Source organism: Streptomyces sp. NPDC043746 (assembly GCF_056436485.1).
This window is the reverse complement of sequence record NZ_JBWKCM010000025.1, coordinates 88,359-107,738: the sequence shown is the minus strand read 5'-3', so window position 1 is coordinate 107,738 and position 19,380 is coordinate 88,359. Positions and strand designations below refer to the sequence as shown.

Here is a 19,380-nt window from a genome sequence, read left to right as displayed (position 1 = left end):
ACAACAGCCCCTTCATTTACCCGTGGACGGCCAGTGCCCCCCTTCCCACCGGGGCCGACGCCGTGAGGCCGTGGGCCGGGGGAGGACAGGGGGCGCCGCCGCACGGGGCGGCGCCGCGCACGGGGCGACGTCAGCCGCGTACCACCGTCACCGGGCACGGGGCGTGCTGCGTTACGTGGAGGCTGACCGACCCGAGCAGCGTCGCCTTGAGGCCGCTGCGGCCCCGGGCGCCCACGACGAGCAGGTTGGCGCCCCTGGCCCGGTCCAGCAGGGTCTGGGCGGGGTTGCCGATGACCACGATCTTGGTGACCGCGGCGGCCCCTTCGGCACCGAGGGCCTCCTCCAGCGCCTCGTTGAGCGAGACGGTGGCGAGCGCCTGCGGGTCGAAGTCCTCCGGCAGGCCCGGCATCATCGAGGCCCAGCTGGTCGCGGGGTACTCCCAGCTGTTGACGGCCTCCACGGTGTCACCGGTCAGCTCGGCCTGACGGACGGCCCAGTGCAGTGCCTTGATCGAGGGATCGGACCCGTCCACGCCCACGACGATCCTGCCCATGTCTGCCTCCAGCTCGCTTCGGCTCGGAACAGATGCGTTACCGCATCCGGTCTCACTGTAGTCAAACCGGACAAGAGGTTCGGCTCGTCCCACCCGTCCCGCTCAGCCCAGTCGCAGATCCGCGAGCTGCTGCTCGAACGGGACGACCGCGTCCTCCTCGTCGTCCAGGCCCGGCGCCCGGGAGGCCCCGGAGGCCGGGCGGCCCAGGACGGCCGAGGCCAGCTCGCCGCCCGCGCGCCGGATCCGGGACGGCAGGCCCTCGGTGTACTCGTCACCGGAGGAGCCCCAGTCCTCGGAGGCGGCGTAGACGGAGGTCGGCACGGTGACGGCCCGCAGGTAGGCGAAGAGCGGCCGCAGCGCGTGCTCCAGCACCAGCGAGTGGCGGGCCGTGCCGCCCGTCGCGGCGATCACGACGGGCTTGCCGGTCAGCGCGGTGGGGTCGATCAGGTCGAAGAACGACTTGAACAGACCGCTGTACGAGGCGGTGAACACGGGCGTCACGGCGATCAGCCCGTCCGCCTCCGCCACCGCGTCGATCGCCTCCCGCAGCCCGGCCGACGGGAACCCGCTGACCAGGTGGTTGGCGATGTCCACGGCGAGGTCACGCAGCTCGATGACGCGGACCTCGACGTCGCGGTCCTGGTCCGCCGCGAGCCGTTCGCGGGTGGCGGCGGCCAGCCGGTCGGCCAGCAGCCGGGTGGAGGACGGCTGGCTCAGACCCGCAGAGACGGCGACGATGTGCTGGGGGGTGGTGGCGAACACGGGGGTCAGCCCTCCTTTCGGGAGGCCCGGGCGGCGGTCACCGCCGGGTGGACGGGCGCGGAGTCGGGCACTCCGGCGGGCCGCAGGGCGGCGAACTCCTTGCGCAGGACGGGCACGACCTCCTCGCCGAGGATGTCGAGCTGCTCCAGGACCGTCTTCAGCGGGAGCCCCGCGTGGTCCATCAGGAACAGCTGGCGCTGGTAGTCACCGACCGCGTCCCGGAACGTCAGCGTCCGCTCGATGACCTGTTGCGGCGAACCCACCGTCAGCGGGGTCTCGCGGGTGAAGTCCTCCAGGGACGGGCCGTGGCCGTAGACCGGGGCGTTGTCGAAGTACGGGCGGAACTCCCGTACCGCGTCCTGCGAGTTCCTCCGCATGAACACCTGACCGCCGAGCCCGACGACGGCCTGTTCGGCGGTGCCGTGACCGTAGTGGGCGTAGCGGCTCCGGTAGAGGGACACCATCTTCTTCGTGTGCTCCATCGGCCAGAAGATGTTGTTGTGGAAGAACCCGTCACCGTAGTAGGCGGCCTGTTCCGCGATCTCGGGGGAGCGGATGGAGCCGTGCCAGACGAACGGCGGGACCCCGTCCAGCGGGCGCGGGGTGGCGGTGAAGGACTGCAGCGGCGTGCGGAACCTGCCCTCCCAGTCCACGACGTCCTCGCGCCACAGCCGGTGCAGCAGGGCGTAGTTCTCGATGGCCAGCGGGATGCCCTGGCGGATGTCCTTGCCGAACCAGGGGTAGACCGGTCCGGTGTTGCCCCGGCCCGTCATCAGGTCGACGCGGCCGTCCGCGAGGTGCTGGAGGGTGGCGTAGTCCTCCGCGATCTTCACCGGGTCGTTGGTCGTGATCAGGGTGGTGGACGTGGACAGGATCAGGTTCTCGGTGCGGGCGGCGATGTAGCCGAGGGTGGTGGTCGGGGAGGACGGGACGAACGGCGGGTTGTGGTGCTCGCCGGTCGCGAAGACGTCCAGGCCGACCTCCTCGGCCTTCTGCGCGATGGCCAGGGTCGCCTTGATCCGCTCGTGCTCGGTCGGCGTCCGGCCGGTGGTCGGGTCGGTGGTGACGTCTCCGACGGTGAAGATCCCGAACTGCATGGCGTCCGCCTCCTGAGGTCGCGGGCATCGAGCGCGACGCTTGATGGTGATTGGTTGAATATTGAACTATGGGCGGTAACGGATTGCGCCCGCGACCTATTCCTCCACGTCGGCTTCCCGCCTCTATTCGCGCCCTCCCGAGCCTGTGGTCGGTACACTCACCGCATGACCTCCGTCCCGTGCCGCAGCTGGTGGCGCTCCTCCTAGGAGCGGCCGCAGCACCTGTCTGCACGGAACGAAGGGCCGTTCACCATGGACGGCCCTTTCGCGTTGCCCTCACCCGCTCCCTGTCCGGGCCGTCCTCCGCGCACCGTATCCACCACCGCGAGGAGACCCCGCCATGACGACCACCGCCGAACTCCGCAGCACCGGGCTGGAGCACCGCATCGCCCGGGACCCCGCCCGCTTCCGGGTCCTCACCGGCGACCGCCCCACCGGCCCCCTCCACCTCGGCCACCACTTCGGCACCCTGCGCAACCGGGTCCGCCTCCAGGACCTCGGCGTCGACGTCTTCGTCCTGATCGCCGACTACCAGGTCCTCACCGACCGGGACACCGCCGAGCGGCTGGGGGAGTACACCGACGAGCTGCTCCTGGACCACTTGGCCCTGGGCATCGACCCCGCCCGGTCCACCGTCTTCAACCACAGCGCCGTCCCCGCGCTCAACCAGCTCCTGCTGCCCTTCCTCAGCCTGGTCTCCGTCGCGGAGCTGGGCCGCAACCCCACGGTGAAGGACGAGATCGCACACTCCCGGCAGTCGGCGGTGAGCGGGCTCATGTACACCTACCCGGTCCACCAGGCGGCCGACATCCTCTTCTGCAAGGGCAACGTGGTCCCCGTCGGCCAGGACCAGCTGCCCCACCTCGAACTCACCCGGACGATCGCCCGCCGCTTCAACGAGCGGTACGGGAACCTCTTCCCGGAACCGGAGGCCCTGCTTTCCGACGCCCCCCTGCTCCTCGGCACCGACGGCACCAAGATGAGCAAGAGCCGCGCCAACTCCATCCCGCTCGGCGCCACCGCCGACGAGACGGCCCGCCTGATCAAGGGTGCGACCACCGACGCGGACCGGCACATCACCTACGACCCCGAGACCCGCCCCGGGGTCTCCTCACTCGTCCTGCTGGCCGCCCTCTGCCTGGACCGGGACCCGCACGAGGTCGCGGCGGAGATCGGCGGCGGCGGTGCCGCCGCTCTGAAGCGGACGGTGGCCGACGCGGTCAACAGCCACCTGGCCCCCGTCCGGGCCCGGCGGGCGGAGTACGCGGCGGACCTCACGTACGTACGGTCGGTCCTGCGCGCGGGAAACGAGCGGGCCGCCGCACTCGCGGAACGGACCCTGGAGGAGGTACGGCAGGCGATGGGCACGTTCCGGTAGGCGCGGGCGCCGGTCTCCAGGCGCACACACAGCTCACGCGGCGCACACGCGGCCCCTACTGCGTACGCACGCGCGACCCTCAGGGCACCCGTGCGCGCCCTCACTGACCCGCCGCCGGCCCCTCACTGCCCCGGCACCACCGATCGCTGCCGCCGCAGCAGCTCCGCCAGCCCCCGCCGGGTGGCCGCGATCACCACCCGGTCCTCGGCGCGGAGCACGTAATCGGGTTGCAGGTCCCACACCAGGCCTGAGGGCGGCGGGGTGCCGCCTTCCGGCGAGTACGCGGGGAGGGCGGCCAGGTCCGGGTTGCGGTCGGCGGGCGGGGTGCCGTCGATGGCCAGGACCCGCCAGGCATGGGCCTGGAACGCCTGTTCCACCGTGCGGCCCTCCAGCTGCGGATGGCCCGCCACCTCCAGGGCCGCGAAGAGCATCACCTTCCGCTCGACCGGGACCGCGCCCAGGATCTGGCGGCCCATCATGGCGACCGCGAACGAGGGCGCGGCCAGATGGGAGACGGACCGGGAGCGGGTGAGCGCCTGGGGGTGCGCGGTGCGCAGGGTGCGGTAGACGGCGGTGGCGAACTCGTCGTCGTACAGCCGCAGCGCCACCCTCAGGTCCGGCTTCACCGACCGCGCGTACAGCGTCGCCTCCAGGTTCGTCGTGTCGATGCTGGTGAGCGCGAGGAGGGCGTGGGCTCGGCGGATCTTGGCGGCTTCGAGGACGCCTTCCTGCGTGACGTCGCCGAGGACGGTCGGGACGTGCATGGAGCGGGCCAGCGGGATGCCCCGGGCCTCGGGGTCCTCCTCCACGACGACGACGGGGATGTCGAGTTCACGGAGGCGTACGAGGACGCGCGTGCCGATCTTCCCCAGGCCGAGCAGCACCACGTGCCCCGACAGACCACGCGGCGGGCGGCGCAGCGAGGAGGCGGTGCGCAGGGTGCCGAAGGCCTCCAGGACGGCGGCGATCAGCAGCGGAAGCAACAGGATCCCGGCGATGCCCGAGAAGATCTGGATGATCTTCCGGGCCGCCGTGCCGTCCTCCGAGGGGTCGTTCATGCTCAGCAGGTCGAGCAGGATGAGGTAGGCCGCGTGCAGCAGGGTGTCCTCGGTGGTGAGGACCGAGACGATCACCAGGGCGACCGCCGCCAGCACGAACCCGAGGGCGGACCAGCGCAGTCGGCGGGAGAAGACCTGGGCGAGCGGGGCGCCCCTGCCTCCCATGCGGTTCGCGGGGCGGTCCGGGCCGGCGCGGCTGATCGCTTCCAGGACGACGGTGCCGCGCCCCGTGGCGGCGGCCACGGACCGGTCGTCGGGCAGGAGTTCAGGGCCCTCGTCGCCGCTGCTGTCCGAACCTTCGGTCCCCGCCGGGTCGTTGGTGGTGGAGGAGAGCAGGGCGAGGGTGCAGAGCCCCGGGTCGGCGGTCCGACCAGGTCCCGGCGGGGGGCGTTCGGCGGCCCGGAGGAGCAGCCCCTCGGCCTGGATGACCTTGCTGCTGCCGGTGACGGCGGTGGCGGCGAGCGCCGGGGCGGCGGTGTCGGCGTCGGAGAGGACGGTGGTGGAGGCGTCGAGCGTCGCCGGGTCGATGCCGGGCATGGCGACGGCCGCCGCCTGGTCGAGCAGCTCCTCCAGATGCAGCCCCAGCTTGCGGTTGTAGAGGCGGATCACCAGCCGCAGGCGGGGGTTGAGGCGGCGTGCGGTCAGGGCGGCGCGGATGTTGCGCTCGTCGTCGTCGTAGACGAGTGCGAGGGCGGCGGCCCGGTCGACGCCCGCCTCCTCCAGGATGTCGTCGGAGGGCTCGGGCGCCTCCATGATCCGGACGGCCTCGACCCCGGCGTTGGTGTCGTCGCTCGCGCCGCCCGTGCCGCCGGCCGCGTTCCCGGCCGTCCGGTTCATGGCCGCCGACATGCGGCCGAACAGGGCCGCCGCGCGCCCCCGTTGGGTCAGCGGTATCTCGGGGCCGTTGGTGTCGCGGCCGGGCGGCAGGAGCAGGGTGACCCGTTCGCCGTAGACGAAGCGCAGCTCCACGGCGAGCCGACGTGCGAGCGCGTCGTCACCGCAGACGATCATGTGGCCGGGAGAGGGGGGCCGTCCCGTCGGCGGACGCCCGGGCTGCGGTCGTCCCGTCGGCGGTCGTCCCGGCTGCTGAGGAAGTGGGGGCACGCGACCCAGCATGCCGTGATCCTTCCGGCTCGGTCTTCCGGTCAGTGTGGAACGTTTGTGATCTTCGCACGGTGGTCGGAGAGTCCTGGCCGGTTCGGTTCGCCCGGTGGCTGGTTCACCGCGCTCGGCGCGGCGGGCGCGGTGGAAGGTGTGGCGCTCAGCGGCCCTGCCAGCAAATGGCGGGGGTCGGCCGCCCGCTGGATCGCCGTCTCCACCGCCGCGATCCGGTCCGCGAGCAGCCCGAGTGCCGCCACCGCCCGGGTCATGGGGTCGCCGTCCGGCCCGCCGAGCGCCTGTGTACGCACGTACGAGGAGGTGATCGCCGCCCACCGCTCGGCCTGCGCGGCGGTGAGCGTCCCCCGCAGGGCGGCCAGCTTCAGCAGATTGGCCTCGGCGCCCGTGGTGAGCGTCTGCGCCTCGCCCGCGTAGTGGTCGTCGACGACGGCGGAGAGTTCGGCGTCGTTCATGACGGGCACGATCCGCTCCGCGATCTTGTTCATGTTGCGGTACGACCCCTGGAGCCGGAACGGCGGCTCGGTGCGCGTCGCGTCCGTCTGCGCGGCCGAGGCGATGTACGCCGCGTTGACCGCGAGGACGGTCTCCCGGGCGGTGAGCAGATGCCGCAGCACGGCCAGGACGGCGTCCAACTCCACAGCCGAATACGGGTGTTCCAGGTGATCGGCGCGAGCCGCCGGATCGTCGCCGCCCGCCAGCCGCACCAGCAGCGCCAGATCGTCGCGCGAGCGCCCGGCGAGCGGGGCGAGCACGGGGTTGGCGGTCAGCGCGTTCTCCACGAAGCTCAGCGCGAAGACGTCCTCGCGTCCGCTGAGCACCTCGCCCAGGTTCCACACGTCGGCCCGGTTGGCGAGCATGTCCGGGATGCGGAACTGCTCGCCGGACTCGGTGTAGGGGTTGCCCGCCATGCAGACCGCGAACCGCTTGCCCCGCAGGTCGTAGCTGCGCGGCCCGCCGTCCCGTACGCCCTCAATGCGGCGCGTGGCATCGCACAACGGAATGAACTTCTGAAGCAGTTCGGGCGAGGTGTGCTGGATGTCGTCCAGGTAGAGCAGCGTGTTGTTGCCCGCCTCCAGCGCGAAGTTGATCTTCTCGACCTCCTGCCGCGCGGTGGCGCTCGGTGCCCGGTCCGGGTCGAGCGAGGTCACGTCATGGCCGAGGCTGGGCCCGCTGATCTTGACGAGGACCATGCCCAGCCGGTCCGCGACGTACTCCATCAGCGTCGTCTTGCCGTAGCCGGGCGGCGAGACGAGCAGGAGCAGGCCCTGGGAGTCGGTGCGCCGGTCGGCGTCGGCGGTGCCGAGCTGTTTGGCCAGGCTGTCCCCGATCAGCGGCAGATACACCTCGTCCAGCAGCCGGTTGCGGACGAACGCCGACATCACGCGCGGCCGGTGGTCGTCCAGCCGCAGCCGCCCGCGCTCGGCGTCCACCAGGGAGGTGCGCAGCCGCTGGTAGGCGCGGAAGCCGGGCACGGTCCGCGTCCGGAACTCCCGGGTGCGAGCCAGGAGTTCATCGATTCTCACGGTGAGGCTCCCACCTCCCCCGATGCGCGGGTGGTCCCCGAGGAGACCCTCCACGCGCTCGGTGATCGGGGCGTCGCACCCGTACCGCTCCAGCTCCGGGCAGAGCTCCACCGCCACGGCCTCCGCCAGGTCGCCGTCCGTGGGAGCCCCGCCGGAAGCCTGCGCGTACGGGGTCAGCCAGCCCTCCACGAGCTGCTTGCGGGCGGCCAGGTCACCGTCGAGGGCCGCGAGGTCGTCCGCGTACGCGCCGGGTCCGGCGGCCCGGTGGAAGCCGGTCAGGAAGGCGCGGACCCCGGATCCCACGACGAACCCGCCGGGCCCGCTGGTCAACTCCTCGAAGAGGTAGGCGGACACGGCGTCGGCCGGCGCGTCGACCGCTCCGTCGAACGCACCGATCTCCGCCGCCCACTCCTCCTGGAGCGCGGCGATGGCCGGGGCCAGTCCGAAGGTGTCGCGGGCGCGGGCCAGCGAGGCGGCACGCCGGGTCCACGAGGCGCGCTGGGCCTCCTCGGTGCCGTACGCCCAGAAGAGCTGGGCCGCCGCGCGGACGGCGGGCTCGTGGCGCAGCAGACCCGCGTCCGCGTGCAGCCGCAGCAGGGCGCGCAGGATCGCGGTGGCGTCCTCGTCGTGGACGCCCCGGGTGTACCCCTCGTCGTACGATTCGGCGGCCGACTCCCGTACGAGCAGGGCCACCTCCTCATCGGCCAGCGCGGAGAGGTGGGAGGCCCCCCGTTCCTCCAGCAGCCGGGCCGCCAGGTACTCGCCCCGGTAGACGGCGGCCGACTCCGAGGGCAGCAGCTGCTCCCAGTACGGGCGGGTCGCCTCGAACGCCGGGTCGGTGACCGGGGCCCGGTAGTCGGTGCCGGTCAGTGCGAAGGCGAGCCGGTCGCCTGAGGGCACGAGCGTCAGGTCGAACGGCTGGGTGTTGACGGCGAACCGGTGGCGGCCCAGCCTGATCACCGACCCGCCGTCCGCGTACAGCTCGCTGCGGTCCCGCAGGGCGCGCCCGGCCTCCTGGCGGGCCGCCTTCAGCCGCCCGTCCAGCTCCTCCGCCCGTACGGGGTCGCCCAGCTCACGCAGTTCGTCGGCGGTCCGCCGAACCTTGGCGACCATCGGGTCGGAGGCGAAGTACGTGTGGACGGCGTCCAGGTCGTCCAGCGCGGCCACCCGCCGGCCGATGGTCTCCAGCACCCGCTGCGCCGACCCCGCCAGCCGCTCGGCCCGCCGCGCCCGCTCGTCCTGGAGCGTCTGCTTACGGGCCGAGAACGCCTCGTACACCTCGCTCCGGCGCTCGGCCAGCTCCGCGAGGAAGTCGTCGAACTCCGCGAACCGCGATTCCAGGTTCTCCAACTGGAGCAGCAGGCGCGCGAGTTGGTCGTCACAGGTCTCCGGCGTGTCGGCGGCGGCCAGCGCCCCCGTCACCGCCTGCCCGAGCAGCGCGAACTCGGCGGCGAACTCGGCCCGCCCCTCCTTCGACAGCAGCTCCCGCCGCCGCGCGTCCAGTGTGGCGCGGGCCCGGTTGGCGCCGCCCAGCACCTCCGCGATCCGCTCCAGGATGGACGTGCGGACGGTCGCGTCACCGATCTCCAGACCGGCCACCACGTCCGTGACGGTGGCGAGCCCGTCCGTCATCGTGGAGAGCCGGTCGGAGACGGTCGAGGCGTCCCGTACGGTCGCCAGCGCGCCCGCGTCCTCGACGAGCCCGGCGATCTCCTCCTGGTACCCCTCGAAGGCGTCCTCGCGGGCGAGGAAGGAGACGGCCCGCTGGGCGGCCGACGCGATGTCGTCCTCGGTCCGAGCCGACAGTTCCGCGATCCGCTCGACATCGGCGTACCGCATCTCACCGATGGTCGCCAAGTGGCCGTGGGCCTGCCGGAGTTCGGTCAGCCGCTCGACCCACGCGGACGCCGACCCCGGCACCTCCCCGCGCACCCGCCGCACCAGCGCGGTGATGCGGCCGGCGGTCTCCTCCAGCGCGTCGGCGGCCCGCCGCGTCAGCTCCTGTACGGCGGTGAACTCGGCCAGCACCTGCTGGGCCGTGGCCCGCAGCTCCGCCAACGGCTGCCCCAGCGAGCCCAGTTCGGGGTCGGAAAGCCAGTGGTAGCGGTCCTGGGCGCGGGCGCAGTCGGCGGCGAGCTGTCCGTACACGGCGGTCGTCGGTGTCATGTCCCGCACCCCGTGCGCGAGCGCCAGACAGTCGGAGATCCCGCGTACGAGATCGGCGTTGCCGGTCCGCGCGAGCGGCCCGGCCCCGGCCGGGCGGGAGGCGGCGTAGGTGTCGGAGACGTACGGCGTCTGCCACCGCTGCAACGGGTGGACGCGCGCCGGAACGTCTCCGCCGTCCGGGTTGTCGCGGAGCAGGATCAGCGTTCCGTCGTCCAGCAGGGCGTGGCCGCGCCCGGTGAGCGGGGTGGCGACCTCCTGGCGGATCAGGTTGTAGGGGAGGAGCAGGCTCCGCACACCGTCGCGGGAGCGGAAGACGTACAGCACGTCCTCGCCGTTGGGCGAGCGCACCGCCCCCTCGAAGACCGGCTCGGTCAGCTCCTCCGCCGTGTCGAAGGTCTTCGCGGTGCCGGTGGTCAGGTAGTAGCCGCCCGGGAAGATGATCCCCTGGTCCTCGGGGAGCCGGTGGCAGGCGGGCCCGATGCCGTCGAGCCGCTGGACGCTTCCGAGCAGCGAGTTGAAGACGAGGTGCCGCCAGCGCGTCTCCTTGTACGGCCGCACGCGCAGCAGCGTCAGCGGCCCGACCTCCGCGTACTCCACGTCCGCGTCCGCCAGCGACTGCAACGGCTCGTCGACGGGCTCCTCGTAGATCCCCTCCGGCGACTCGACGTCGTCGGTGACCTTGACGGTCAGCGTCCCGCCGAGCGTGTCGACGAAGAGCCCGCCGCCCTTGCCGATGGCGATGTGCGGGTGGCGGCCGGGGACATGGGCATCGCGCCCGGCCGCTGTCCACTCGAAGTCGTGCGAGGCCGGGAAGACGTGGTCGCGCTCGCCCTGCGCGTCCAGGAACGCCCCCGGCGACCCGTCCGCGCCGAGCGCCCAGCGCAGCACGCGGATGTCCTCGGAGTCCTTGGCGGTGCGGAAGACGGCGAGCAGCTTGCCGTGGACGCGGCGCAGCCTGAGGAGCCGGGCGTCGCGGAAGTAGCGGTGGAGGGAGGCGAACTCGCGCCGGAAGCCGTCGTCGTCCAGGAGGGTGGCGGGCGGCTCGGGTGCGGCTTCGTCCGCCCCGGCGCCCTCGGCGCCGGCATCCCGTACGAGGAGTACGTCGTCGACACCGGCCTCGCCCCGGGCCCCCGGCCCCCGCTCGAACCCGAAGAGCAACTGCCCGCCGACGGCGACGAGGTCGCGCGGGACGGCGGGGTGCTCGGTGCGGACCTGCTCGGTGGCGAGGAGCCGCAGTTCGGTCGACCCGAACTCCTCGGTCCGCCGGGCGTTCAGCGCCTCGGCCCGCCGCACCAGCTCCCCGGCCTGCGCGGAGAGCCGCTGCCGCAGCACCTCATAGGCACCGGCATCCACATCGGCCTCCCCGCCCTGAGGCGTGGTGGCGGTGGCGGTGGTGTCGCTGTCCATGCGTACGGCTCCCTACGTGTCTTCGTCTCTTCCGGCCGGGTGGGGCGCCCACCCCCGTGGGGCGCCCACCCCCGTGGGGCGCCCACCCCCGTGGGGCGCCGACCCGGCCCGTCCGGCGCCGACCCGGCCCGTCCGGCGCTTGAGGACGCAGCCCCGGCCCGGTGGGCCGCTCCCGGCCTGCGGGGCAGGCCCGGAGGGACCCGGCCGGTGAGGTGCCCACCCCCGTGGGGCACCCCGCCCGGGCGTGTCCGGCGGATCGCGACCGGGCCCGCGACGAGGGTCTGGCCCTCGGACGCCGGGCGGGCCGGGGCCCTACCCCGCCCCGCAAGGGGCTGGAGCTCTACCCCACTGTCCCGGCAGCGGCGCCGTTCCGGACCACCACATCCCCCGCGGGAGCGACCTTCGTAGCGCCGCCGTCTCCCGCCGGACCCACCGGCAGATCCGCCAGCCCCAGCTCCTTCGCCGCCGCCAGCAACTGCTCGACCTGCCCCGAAGCCGCCCCCGGCGACCCCATCAGCCGCATCAGCAGCGCCGACACCGTCAGGTTCTGCACATCACCCGTGGAGACCGACCCCAGCACCCGGCTCAGGTCGTCCGTGAAGGAGGACGAACCGTCCAGCCACGGCCCCGCCAGCGCCTGCGCGGTCTGCGAGTTGTCCACGAACCCGTCCACCGCCTTGCCGAGCGAGATCGACGAGACGAGTCGGTCGAAGAAGACGGACTCCCCGCCGACGATGTCGATGTCGGCGTTCTCCAGCCCGGTCGCCAGCACCGTGGCCTGCGCCTCGGCGACCTGCCGCTGCACCTCCAGCCCGGCCAGCCGGATCTCCTTCTCCGCGTCGAGCCGCAGTCGGTACTCCTCGTGCGTACGGGACGCCTCGTCCAGCGCCGCCATCGCGGCCGCCTTCTCCGTGAGCCCCGCGGCCTCCGCCTTCAGCTTCTCGCCGATGACCGCCGCGTCCGCCGTGGCCTGGGCCTGCGTGCCCTCGGCCATGGCCAGCGCCTTGAGCCGCGCGCCCTCCGCCTCGGCCTTGAGCCGGGCCGCCGTGGCCTCGGCCTCCGCGAGACCGGCCTTCTCGATGACCTCTGCCTCCGCGTCGCGGACCTGCACCGCGGCGAGCCCCGGCGCGGCCGACTCGGCCTGCACACCCTCGGCGAGCCGCAGCTTCGCCTGCGCGTCCAGGTCGGCCGTCTTGAGCCGTGCCTCCGCGAGCGTGAGCTGCTCGGCCGCCAGGTGCGTGGAGGCCGCCTCCGCGGCCTCGGCCGCCTTGATGTCCTTGACCAGCTTCTCCTGGGCCTCCGCCTCGGCGGCGATGATGACCGACCGACGGGCCCGCTCCGCGTCCTCGACGGCGCGCAGGGTCAGGATCGACTCCTCCTGCTCAGCCACCGTACGGTCCACCGCGATCCGCTCCCGGATGACGTCCGCGACCTCGCGGCGCTCGGCCTCGACCTCCTTGGTGGCGGCGATCCGGTTCAGCTCGGTCTCGCGCTCGCGCCCGATGACCTCCAGCATCCGGTCCTTCTCGATGCGCTCGCTCTCGACGGCGATGACGCGCTCGCGGTTCTTCTGCGCGACGGCGATCTCCCGCGCCTGGTTCTCGCGCTGGATACCGAGCTGCTCCTCGGTCCTGATGAACGCGGTCTGCGCGCCGAGCCGCTCCTCCTCCTGCACCCGGGCGGTGGCCGCCTCCTCACGGGCGCGCAGGGTCTCGACCTCGCGGCGCTGCTTGATCTCGGCCTCGGCCTGTCGGCGCTCCAGCTCCAGGATGGTCTCCCGGGCGTCGACGTCCTGCCGGGTGATCTCCTTCTGCTCGGTGCGCTGGAACTCGTTGGTCCGCACGTGCTCGATCGCCGTCAGTTCGGTGATCTTCCGGATGCCCTGGGCGTCGAGGATGTTGGCGCCGTCGAGCTGGGACATCGGGGTCTGCTCGAGGAAGTCGATCGCGGCGTCGTCGAGGTGGTAGCCGTTCAGGTCGGTCCCGATGACCCGGATGATCCGGTCCCGGAACTCCTCGCGCTTGGTGTAGAGGTCGACGAAGTCGAGCTGCTTGCCGACGGTCTTGAGGGCCTCGGAGAACTTCGCGGCGAAGAACTGCTGGATGGCGTCCTTGTCGCTGGCCCGCTGCGTGCCGATGGACTGGGCGACCTTGATGACGTCCTCGACGGTCTTGTTGACGCGGACGAAGAAGGTGATCTGGATGTCGGCGCGGATGTTGTCCTGGCAGATCAGCCCCTCGCGCCCGGCCCGCCGGATCTCGATCGTCTTCACCGAGATGTCCATCGTCTCGGCCTTGTGGAGGACGGGCAGGACGACGGCACCGGTGAAGGTCACGTCGACCTTCTTGGTCTTGGAGATGATCAGCGCCTTGCCCTGCTCGACCTTGCGGAACAGGCGGGTGATGACGAAGGCGATGGTGACGACGATGAGCAGGACAACGGCGATCAGTACGCCGATGCCCAGGGAGATGGCATCCATAAGAGTCCTAGGCGGCTGGAAGGTACGGAGAGAAGTCGGTTCAGGCGGAGCGAAGAAGAAGTAGGGACAGCGGTCGGGACGGCTCACGGGCGGGCACCACCGAACCGGGCACGTGCCGCACGGGGCACCTGCACGCGGCGGTCGAGCCGCACCGCACCGGACCCGGGCGGGCGGCACACCAGGGGCTCACCCCCGGGGCCGGACCGACGGGCTCAACCGCCCCCGGCTTCCGGCAGTCCCCGGAGCCCGCCGGGTTTCTCCTTCGGGCCGGGGTCGAGGGCCGGGTCGTACGGCGACACCCAGAAGAACTCGCCCTCTTCGTCGTACGCGTAGAGGAGTCCCGTGCTGCCCCGGACGAGGATCTCCTCGGCGTGCGGCGCGGCGGGTCGCGGCCCCCGGGGGGCCTGGCGGACCTGGACGACGGCCGTGGAGCCGTCGGCCGCGGCGACCTCTGCCTGGCCGAAGACGGCGCTGACGGAGCCGGTGCGGATGGTGCACACGCACCCGACGAAGTCCTTGCGCGAGGGCGGAGGTTCCGCGGGGAAGTACCGGCGGAAGAGGCGGGCGAGAAGGCGCACGGCGCCCCAGGCGAGGAGGAGCGAGCCGAGGAGTACGGCGACGGCGAGCACCGCGCGGGTGGCTCCGGCGGCGCCGACCTGGTGCAGCAGGACCGTACCGCTCAGGCTGCCGAACCAGGCGACGAGGACGAGCAGCGATACCGAGACGGTGACGGGGACCCCGCCGAAGCCGACCGGTCCGGAGCCGGAGCCGACGTCCGGGTCGAAGGAGTGCTGGTCGGCGGCGCCGACGAGTACCAGGAGCCAGAAGCAGACGACGACCACGAGTGCCGCCCCGAAGATGACGGCGGGGAAGCTCAGTGCCGCGTCCAGGAAATCGCCCACAGGTCCCACCCCCTCTGCTGTTCCGTGCGCCGGCCCGCTGGTGGGGCGCGGTCTTCGTCCTGGTCACGGGGGAGCGGCGACCGGGTCGCCGGGCTGCTGCCGGAGGTCGTCCGGCCCCGACGCCCCGGGGGCGTGCGGACCGGTGGCGGAGGTGGGGCCCGGCCCTGTGGCGCTTCGTACGGCGCCGCAGGGCCGGTTCGTTCCCCTCAGACGGCCCCGTCGAATCCCGAATCCCCCGTGGATCCCCCGTGGATCATCCGGCGTGCCGCCTGTTCTCCCCCGTATTCCCCCGTATCCCCCGTGGTGTTCCCCCGTGTGTTGCTGACCTGATCCTGTCATCGGGACCCCACCCACTGCATTGCCGGATTCCGGCAATCTTTACGCTTTCCTCATGCCGGTCACCGGCATCGCCCAGCGTAGGTCGGTGACGTGACAGGACTGTTGCCAAGGTGGAGGAGTGTGCGTGGCCGAGCCGGAGATCGTCGAGCGAATGCTAGGAAATTATGACCACATTCTAGCTGAAGTCGCCACAACCGGACGCCGCCTGACGCGTGACGAGCTGGAAGCGCGACGGGCATTGGGCCGCGAGGCGGCCGACGCGGGCCACCAGCTGCGTGCGTTGGTGGCGATGCATCTGGCCCAGACGCGGGAGGCCTGGCCGCGCACGGCTGCCGGAAACAGCCCTGCCACGACGGACGCCGTGCTGGCCGCGGTGGAGCAGGCGGTCGACGCGTTCGCGGAAGGCTTCGAGCGCGCGCAGCGCCTGACGGTCCGGCGGGAGGAGGCGGCGCGCCGCGAGTTCATCGACGACCTTCTTTACGGGCGGAGCGACCTGGTGCGGCTCGCGGAGCGGGCCACCCGCTTCGGCCTGCGGCTCTCCCGGGCGCACGCGGTGGCGGTGGCGTCGGGCCCGGAGGCGTACACGGAGACGGACGCGGTACCGCGGAGTGTGGAGACGGCGCTGCTGACCCGGTTCAGCGGGCGCAAGATCCTGCTGACGACGAAGGACGGGCGGATCGTCTGCATCGCGCCCGGCAGCCAGCCCGACGTCCTGCGCTACTTCGCCAAGCAGTCGCACGCGGCGACGGACGGCGGACAGGTCGCGATCGGCCGCCCGCACAAGGGGCCCGGCGGGGTGGTGCACAGCTACGACGAGGCGCTCGAAGCCCTGGATCTCGCCGAGCGGATGGGCATGGAGGAACCGGTGCTGTACGCCTCCGACCTCCTGGTCTACCCGGTGCTGACCCGGGACCGGCAGGCGATGGCGGACCTCGTCCGCAGCGAGCTGGGCCCGCTCCAGAAGGCGCGGGGCGGCGCGGAGCCGCTGCTGAAGACGCTGGCGGTCTACTTCGACGCGGGATGTGTGGCGGCCGAGACGGCCCGCCGCCTGGCGCTCAGCGTACGGGCGTTGACGTACCGCCTGGAACGCATCCACCAGCTCACCGGCTCCGACCCGGCGGACCCGATGCACCGCTACAGCCTGCAGACGGCCGTCATCGGCGCCCGCCTGCTGGACTGGCCGGCCAAGGAGCTGTGAAGCGCCCGGACCGGCCCGTACCTCACGCTTCTTCGAGGCGAAGCGCTTCTGGGGATCGAGGCGCTTCTACAGGTCGAACTCGTGCGGCGGCAGGTCGAGGGCGAAGCACGCCTCGCGCACGACGGCCTGCTCCGTCTTGTCGAAGTCACCGTCGGCGCCGCCGATGATGATGCCGATCTGGATGACGGCACGCGCCTCGGCGGGCTTCTTCTTCGCCTTGGCGATCTCCTGGAGCACGCTGACCTTGCCGAAGTCGAAGTCGGCGGTCAGCTTGTTCAGGTAGTCGTTGAACCGCCGCTGCAGGTCGTCCGCGGGGAAGTTCTTCAGGACGTCGTTGTTGGCGATGAGCGCGGCCACGCGCTGACGCTCCGACGGGTCGATCTGGCCGTCGGCGGCGGCGACCAGAGCGCACATGGCCATGCTCGCGTCGCGGAACGCCCCCGACTTCAGGTCGTTCTTCTTCGCCTCCAGCTGCGCCTGCATAGACGAAGCCGATTCCTTGATCCGATCCCACAGGGCCATGACATCTCCATACGTTGCGGTGCAATGCCGGAACAAAAGAAACTCTACAGACGTGTAGAAGCTAGCAGGGACGGTGGCCCCCCGCCCCGGGTTCGTGGCCTCTGCCCCTCGTCCGAGGGCGCCGCCCCCGGACAGCACAACGGCCGCTCCGGGCCGCCGCGTTGGCAGCGGCCCGGAGCGGCCGTTGTGGAACTGCCGTCGAAGGTCGGTCAATCGGCGCGCGCCTCGCCCGCGGGTTCCGGGGTGAGGTCGTCGAGGGAGGCGGTGGCCCGGATCTCGGGAACGGGCGTCGGAGCGGCTTCCACCACCGTGCCACCGGCGCCCGCCGCCTGCCGACCGCGCCGGGCCCGGATCTTCCTGACGGCGGGCTCGGTCCAACGGGCGGTGAGCGGCCCGACGACGACGAGGATGAGGACGTAGGCGGTGGCCAGCGGCCCGATCCGCGGCTCGGTGGCCACGGCGAGACCGGCGATGACGATGGAGAACTCCCCGCGCGCCACGAGCGTTCCGCCTGCCCGCCACCGCCCGCGCGACCCGACTCCGGCGCGCCGGGCCGCGTACCAGCCGGTGAGGATCTTCGTGAACGCCGTGACGACGGCGAGGACGGCGGCGGGCAGCAGGACCGGCGGGATGTCCGCCGGATTGGTGGAGAGCCCGAAGAAGACGAAGAACACGGCGGCGAACAGGTCGCGCAGCGGGGTGAGGAGCTTGCGCGCGCCCTCCGCGACCTCACCGGAGAGGGCGATGCCGACGAGGAACGCGCCGACGGCCGCCGACACCTGGAGCTGCTGGGCCACCCCGGCGACGAGGAGGGTGAGACCGAGCACCACCAGGAGCAGCATCTCCGGGTTGTCGGAGGAGACCGCGCGGCTGATGAGACGCCCGTGGCGCAGGGCCAGGTAGAGCACGAAGCCGACGGTGCCGAGGGCGATCACGAGCGCGAGGCTGCCGCCGGCCAGGCTGACCCCGGCGAGCATGGCGGTGAGCAGCGGCAGGTAGACCGCCATCGCCAGGTCCTCCATGACGAGGATGCCGAGGACGACGGGGGTCTCGCGGTTGCCGAGCCGCCCGAGGTCGGTCATCACCTTGGCGATGACGCCGGAGGACGAGATCCAGGTGACCCCGGCGAGCGCGACGGCCCCGGCGGGACCCCAGCCGAGGATGAGCGCGGCGACGGCTCCCGGGGTCGCGTTGAGCACGAAGTCGACGGCCCCGGAGGGGTACTGCGTCTTGAGGCTGGTCACCAACTCGGACGCGCTGTACTCCAGCCCCAGCAGGAGGAGCAGCAGGATGACGCCGATCTCGGCGCCGACCATGGTGAACTCTTCGCTGGCTTTCAGGGGGAGCAGCCCGCCGTGGCCGAAAGCGAGCCCCGCGAGCAGATACAGCGGGATCGGCGAGAGACCTATCCGTCCGGCGGCCCGGCCGATGAGCCCGAGCCCGAGGATGACGGCGCCCAGCTCCACCAGCAGTGCGGTCGTGTCGTGCACGGTCAGCCCTCCGCGATGATCTCGGCGAGCGCGTCGACGCCCTCACGTGTACCGACGGCGACGAGTGTGTCCCCGATGGCGAGCCGGAAGTCCGGCTCCGGTGACGGGTGCGCGCTGTGCCTGCGGAGCACCGCCACGATGGACGCCCCGGTCCGGGTCCGCGCCCGCGTCTCCCCCAGGGGCCGCCCCCCGTACGGAGATCGTGACCCGAGCGGGATGTGCTCGGTGACCAGGTCGATGCCCTCGGTCCGTACGGCGTCGATGGGCGCGGGGTCGATGAGGTGCGCCAGCGCGGTGGCCTCGTCGGTGGTCAGGGGCACGGAAGCCCGGCACGAGTCGGGGTCGTCCTGATCGTAGAACCCGATGAACCGCCGTCCGTCGCGGTGGACGACGACGGAGATGTGCTGCCCCGTCTCGGTGGTGAAGTCGTACTGAGCGCCGACTCCGGGCAGCGACGTGCGGCGGGTCCCCATGGCTACCTCCCGAGACGTGCGTCGGTGTCTCGGCGCACAGCTGATCCCTCTATCAGGCCAGTACCTTAGCGGCAGGCTCGAAACGATCTGCGTGCGGAAGCCGGAGACCCAGGGCCTCCCCTGGTGCTCCTCAGTACTTCCCGTCGACGGGGATCCACCCGGACCACGACTCGGGCTGGTAGAACTTCCCAGTGTCGCCGTCGTAGCGCAGAACCCGCAGCCGTACGTTGCCGCTCTCGCGGTAGTCCTTGTCGCAGGTGGCCCAGGTGTTCACGCCGAGCTTGTTGATGCAGACGGCGGGGGCGCGCCCGTAGTCGGTGTAGACCCCGACGGCGGCGGACATGCCGTCCTTCCGCGTGTCACCGGCCCAGACGATGTCCCCGTTGTGCTGGAAGCAGCCCTTGGCCCCGTAGGCGGCGGTGGTGCCCAGGCAGGTGTTGGCGGCGGGAGCGGCCCTGGCGGCGGACACCGAGAGGGCGGGCGCGACGGCTCTGTCCTTCAGGGACGGCACATCCGCTCTGTCCTCCAGGGATGGCACGTCGGCCCCCGCCTCCGGAGCCAGCCCCTCGACGATCCGGGCCCCCGCAGGCATCTCGACTTCCTGGAGCGCGTCGGTCGGTTGGGCGGCCGGCGCGGGTGCTGCCGTGAGAGCCGAGAACGCCAGCGCCGCCACCCCGGCGAGAACGCCCACCTTTATGCGCCTGTTTTCACGCATATTTCACTACCCCCGCACCTGACCCCTGTGGAGAAGTCATGCCTTGCCGAATGTGAACAGGTTGTGAGGCTAAGGGATCTCCGGGGGCGGGGAAAGTCGCGACTGCACAGCGGGGGGGGGGGGGGGGGGGGGGGGGGGGGGGGGGGGGGGGTGGGGGGGGGGGGTGGGTAGGTGTACTGGGTGGGTGGGGGGAGCGACC

13 protein-coding genes are annotated in these 19,380 nt (G+C 72.2%); 2 read left to right on the top strand and 11 right to left on the bottom strand.

The window, feature by feature from the left end; genetic code table 11:
• Nucleotides 1-130: 130 nt before the first annotated feature.
• The 3 genes from AC0682_RS24495 to AC0682_RS24485 all read right to left on the bottom strand — a co-directional run bounded on the left by AC0682_RS24495 (nucleotide 131) and on the right by AC0682_RS24485 (nucleotide 2,412).
• Nucleotides 131-553: a universal stress protein gene (locus AC0682_RS24495; protein ID WP_478535120.1), complete on the bottom strand. Its 423-nt coding sequence runs from the start codon at nucleotides 551-553 to the stop codon at nucleotides 131-133.
• Between the two features lie 102 nt (nucleotides 554-655).
• Nucleotides 656-1,315: an FMN reductase gene (locus tag AC0682_RS24490; protein ID WP_478535119.1), complete on the bottom strand. Its 660-nt coding sequence runs from the start codon at nucleotides 1,313-1,315 to the stop codon at nucleotides 656-658.
• 5 nt (nucleotides 1,316-1,320) lie between these two features.
• Nucleotides 1,321-2,412, bottom strand: coding sequence for an LLM class flavin-dependent oxidoreductase (locus AC0682_RS24485; RefSeq protein WP_478535118.1), 1,092 nt, complete (start codon nucleotides 2,410-2,412; stop codon nucleotides 1,321-1,323).
• 340 nt (nucleotides 2,413-2,752) lie between these two features.
• Here AC0682_RS24485 and trpS point away from each other — a divergent pair, with 340 nt between their 5' ends.
• The gene (gene trpS, locus AC0682_RS24480) at nucleotides 2,753-3,790 is read left to right on the top strand and encodes a tryptophan--tRNA ligase (RefSeq protein WP_478535117.1); all 1,038 of its coding nucleotides are present in this window, start codon (nucleotides 2,753-2,755) and stop codon (nucleotides 3,788-3,790) included.
• Between the two features lie 122 nt (nucleotides 3,791-3,912).
• Here trpS and AC0682_RS24475 read toward each other — a convergent pair whose 3' ends face one another.
• The 4 genes from AC0682_RS24475 to AC0682_RS24460 form a co-directional block, all read right to left on the bottom strand.
• The gene (locus tag AC0682_RS24475; RefSeq protein WP_478535116.1) at nucleotides 3,913-5,964 is read right to left on the bottom strand and encodes an NAD-binding protein; all 2,052 of its coding nucleotides are present in this window, start codon (nucleotides 5,962-5,964) and stop codon (nucleotides 3,913-3,915) included.
• Between the two features lie 29 nt (nucleotides 5,965-5,993).
• The gene (locus AC0682_RS24470) at nucleotides 5,994-11,063 is read right to left on the bottom strand and encodes a DNA repair ATPase (RefSeq protein WP_478535115.1); all 5,070 of its coding nucleotides are present in this window, start codon (nucleotides 11,061-11,063) and stop codon (nucleotides 5,994-5,996) included.
• Nucleotides 11,064-11,403: 340 nt separating this feature from the next.
• Entirely contained in the window at nucleotides 11,404-13,542 is a 2,139-nt protein-coding gene (locus AC0682_RS24465) for a flotillin family protein (RefSeq protein WP_478535114.1), read from the bottom strand.
• Nucleotides 13,543-13,754: 212 nt separating this feature from the next.
• Nucleotides 13,755-14,444 (bottom strand): hypothetical protein, encoded by a 690-nt coding sequence (locus tag AC0682_RS24460; protein WP_478535113.1) that lies wholly within the window; start codon nucleotides 14,442-14,444, stop codon nucleotides 13,755-13,757.
• A 463-nt stretch (nucleotides 14,445-14,907) separates the two neighbouring features.
• Between AC0682_RS24460 and AC0682_RS24455 the strand changes: the two genes are divergently transcribed.
• Entirely contained in the window at nucleotides 14,908-15,981 is a 1,074-nt protein-coding gene (locus tag AC0682_RS24455) for a PucR family transcriptional regulator (RefSeq protein WP_478535112.1), read from the top strand.
• A gap of 66 nt (nucleotides 15,982-16,047) precedes the next feature.
• Here AC0682_RS24455 and AC0682_RS24450 read toward each other — a convergent pair whose 3' ends face one another.
• The 4 genes from AC0682_RS24450 to AC0682_RS24435 form a co-directional block, all read right to left on the bottom strand.
• Complete coding sequence (locus tag AC0682_RS24450; protein ID WP_254812198.1) at nucleotides 16,048-16,503, bottom strand: tellurite resistance TerB family protein; 456 nt, start codon at nucleotides 16,501-16,503, stop codon at nucleotides 16,048-16,050.
• A gap of 209 nt (nucleotides 16,504-16,712) precedes the next feature.
• Complete coding sequence (locus tag AC0682_RS24445; protein ID WP_478535111.1) at nucleotides 16,713-17,993, bottom strand: cation:proton antiporter; 1,281 nt, start codon at nucleotides 17,991-17,993, stop codon at nucleotides 16,713-16,715.
• A gap of 2 nt (nucleotides 17,994-17,995) precedes the next feature.
• Nucleotides 17,996-18,466, bottom strand: a complete 471-nt coding sequence (locus AC0682_RS24440) for a cation:proton antiporter regulatory subunit (RefSeq protein WP_478535110.1) — start codon at nucleotides 18,464-18,466, stop codon at nucleotides 17,996-17,998.
• 130 nt (nucleotides 18,467-18,596) lie between these two features.
• Complete coding sequence (locus tag AC0682_RS24435; protein ID WP_478535109.1) at nucleotides 18,597-19,181, bottom strand: hypothetical protein; 585 nt, start codon at nucleotides 19,179-19,181, stop codon at nucleotides 18,597-18,599.
• Between the last annotated feature and the right edge of the window lie 199 nt (nucleotides 19,182-19,380).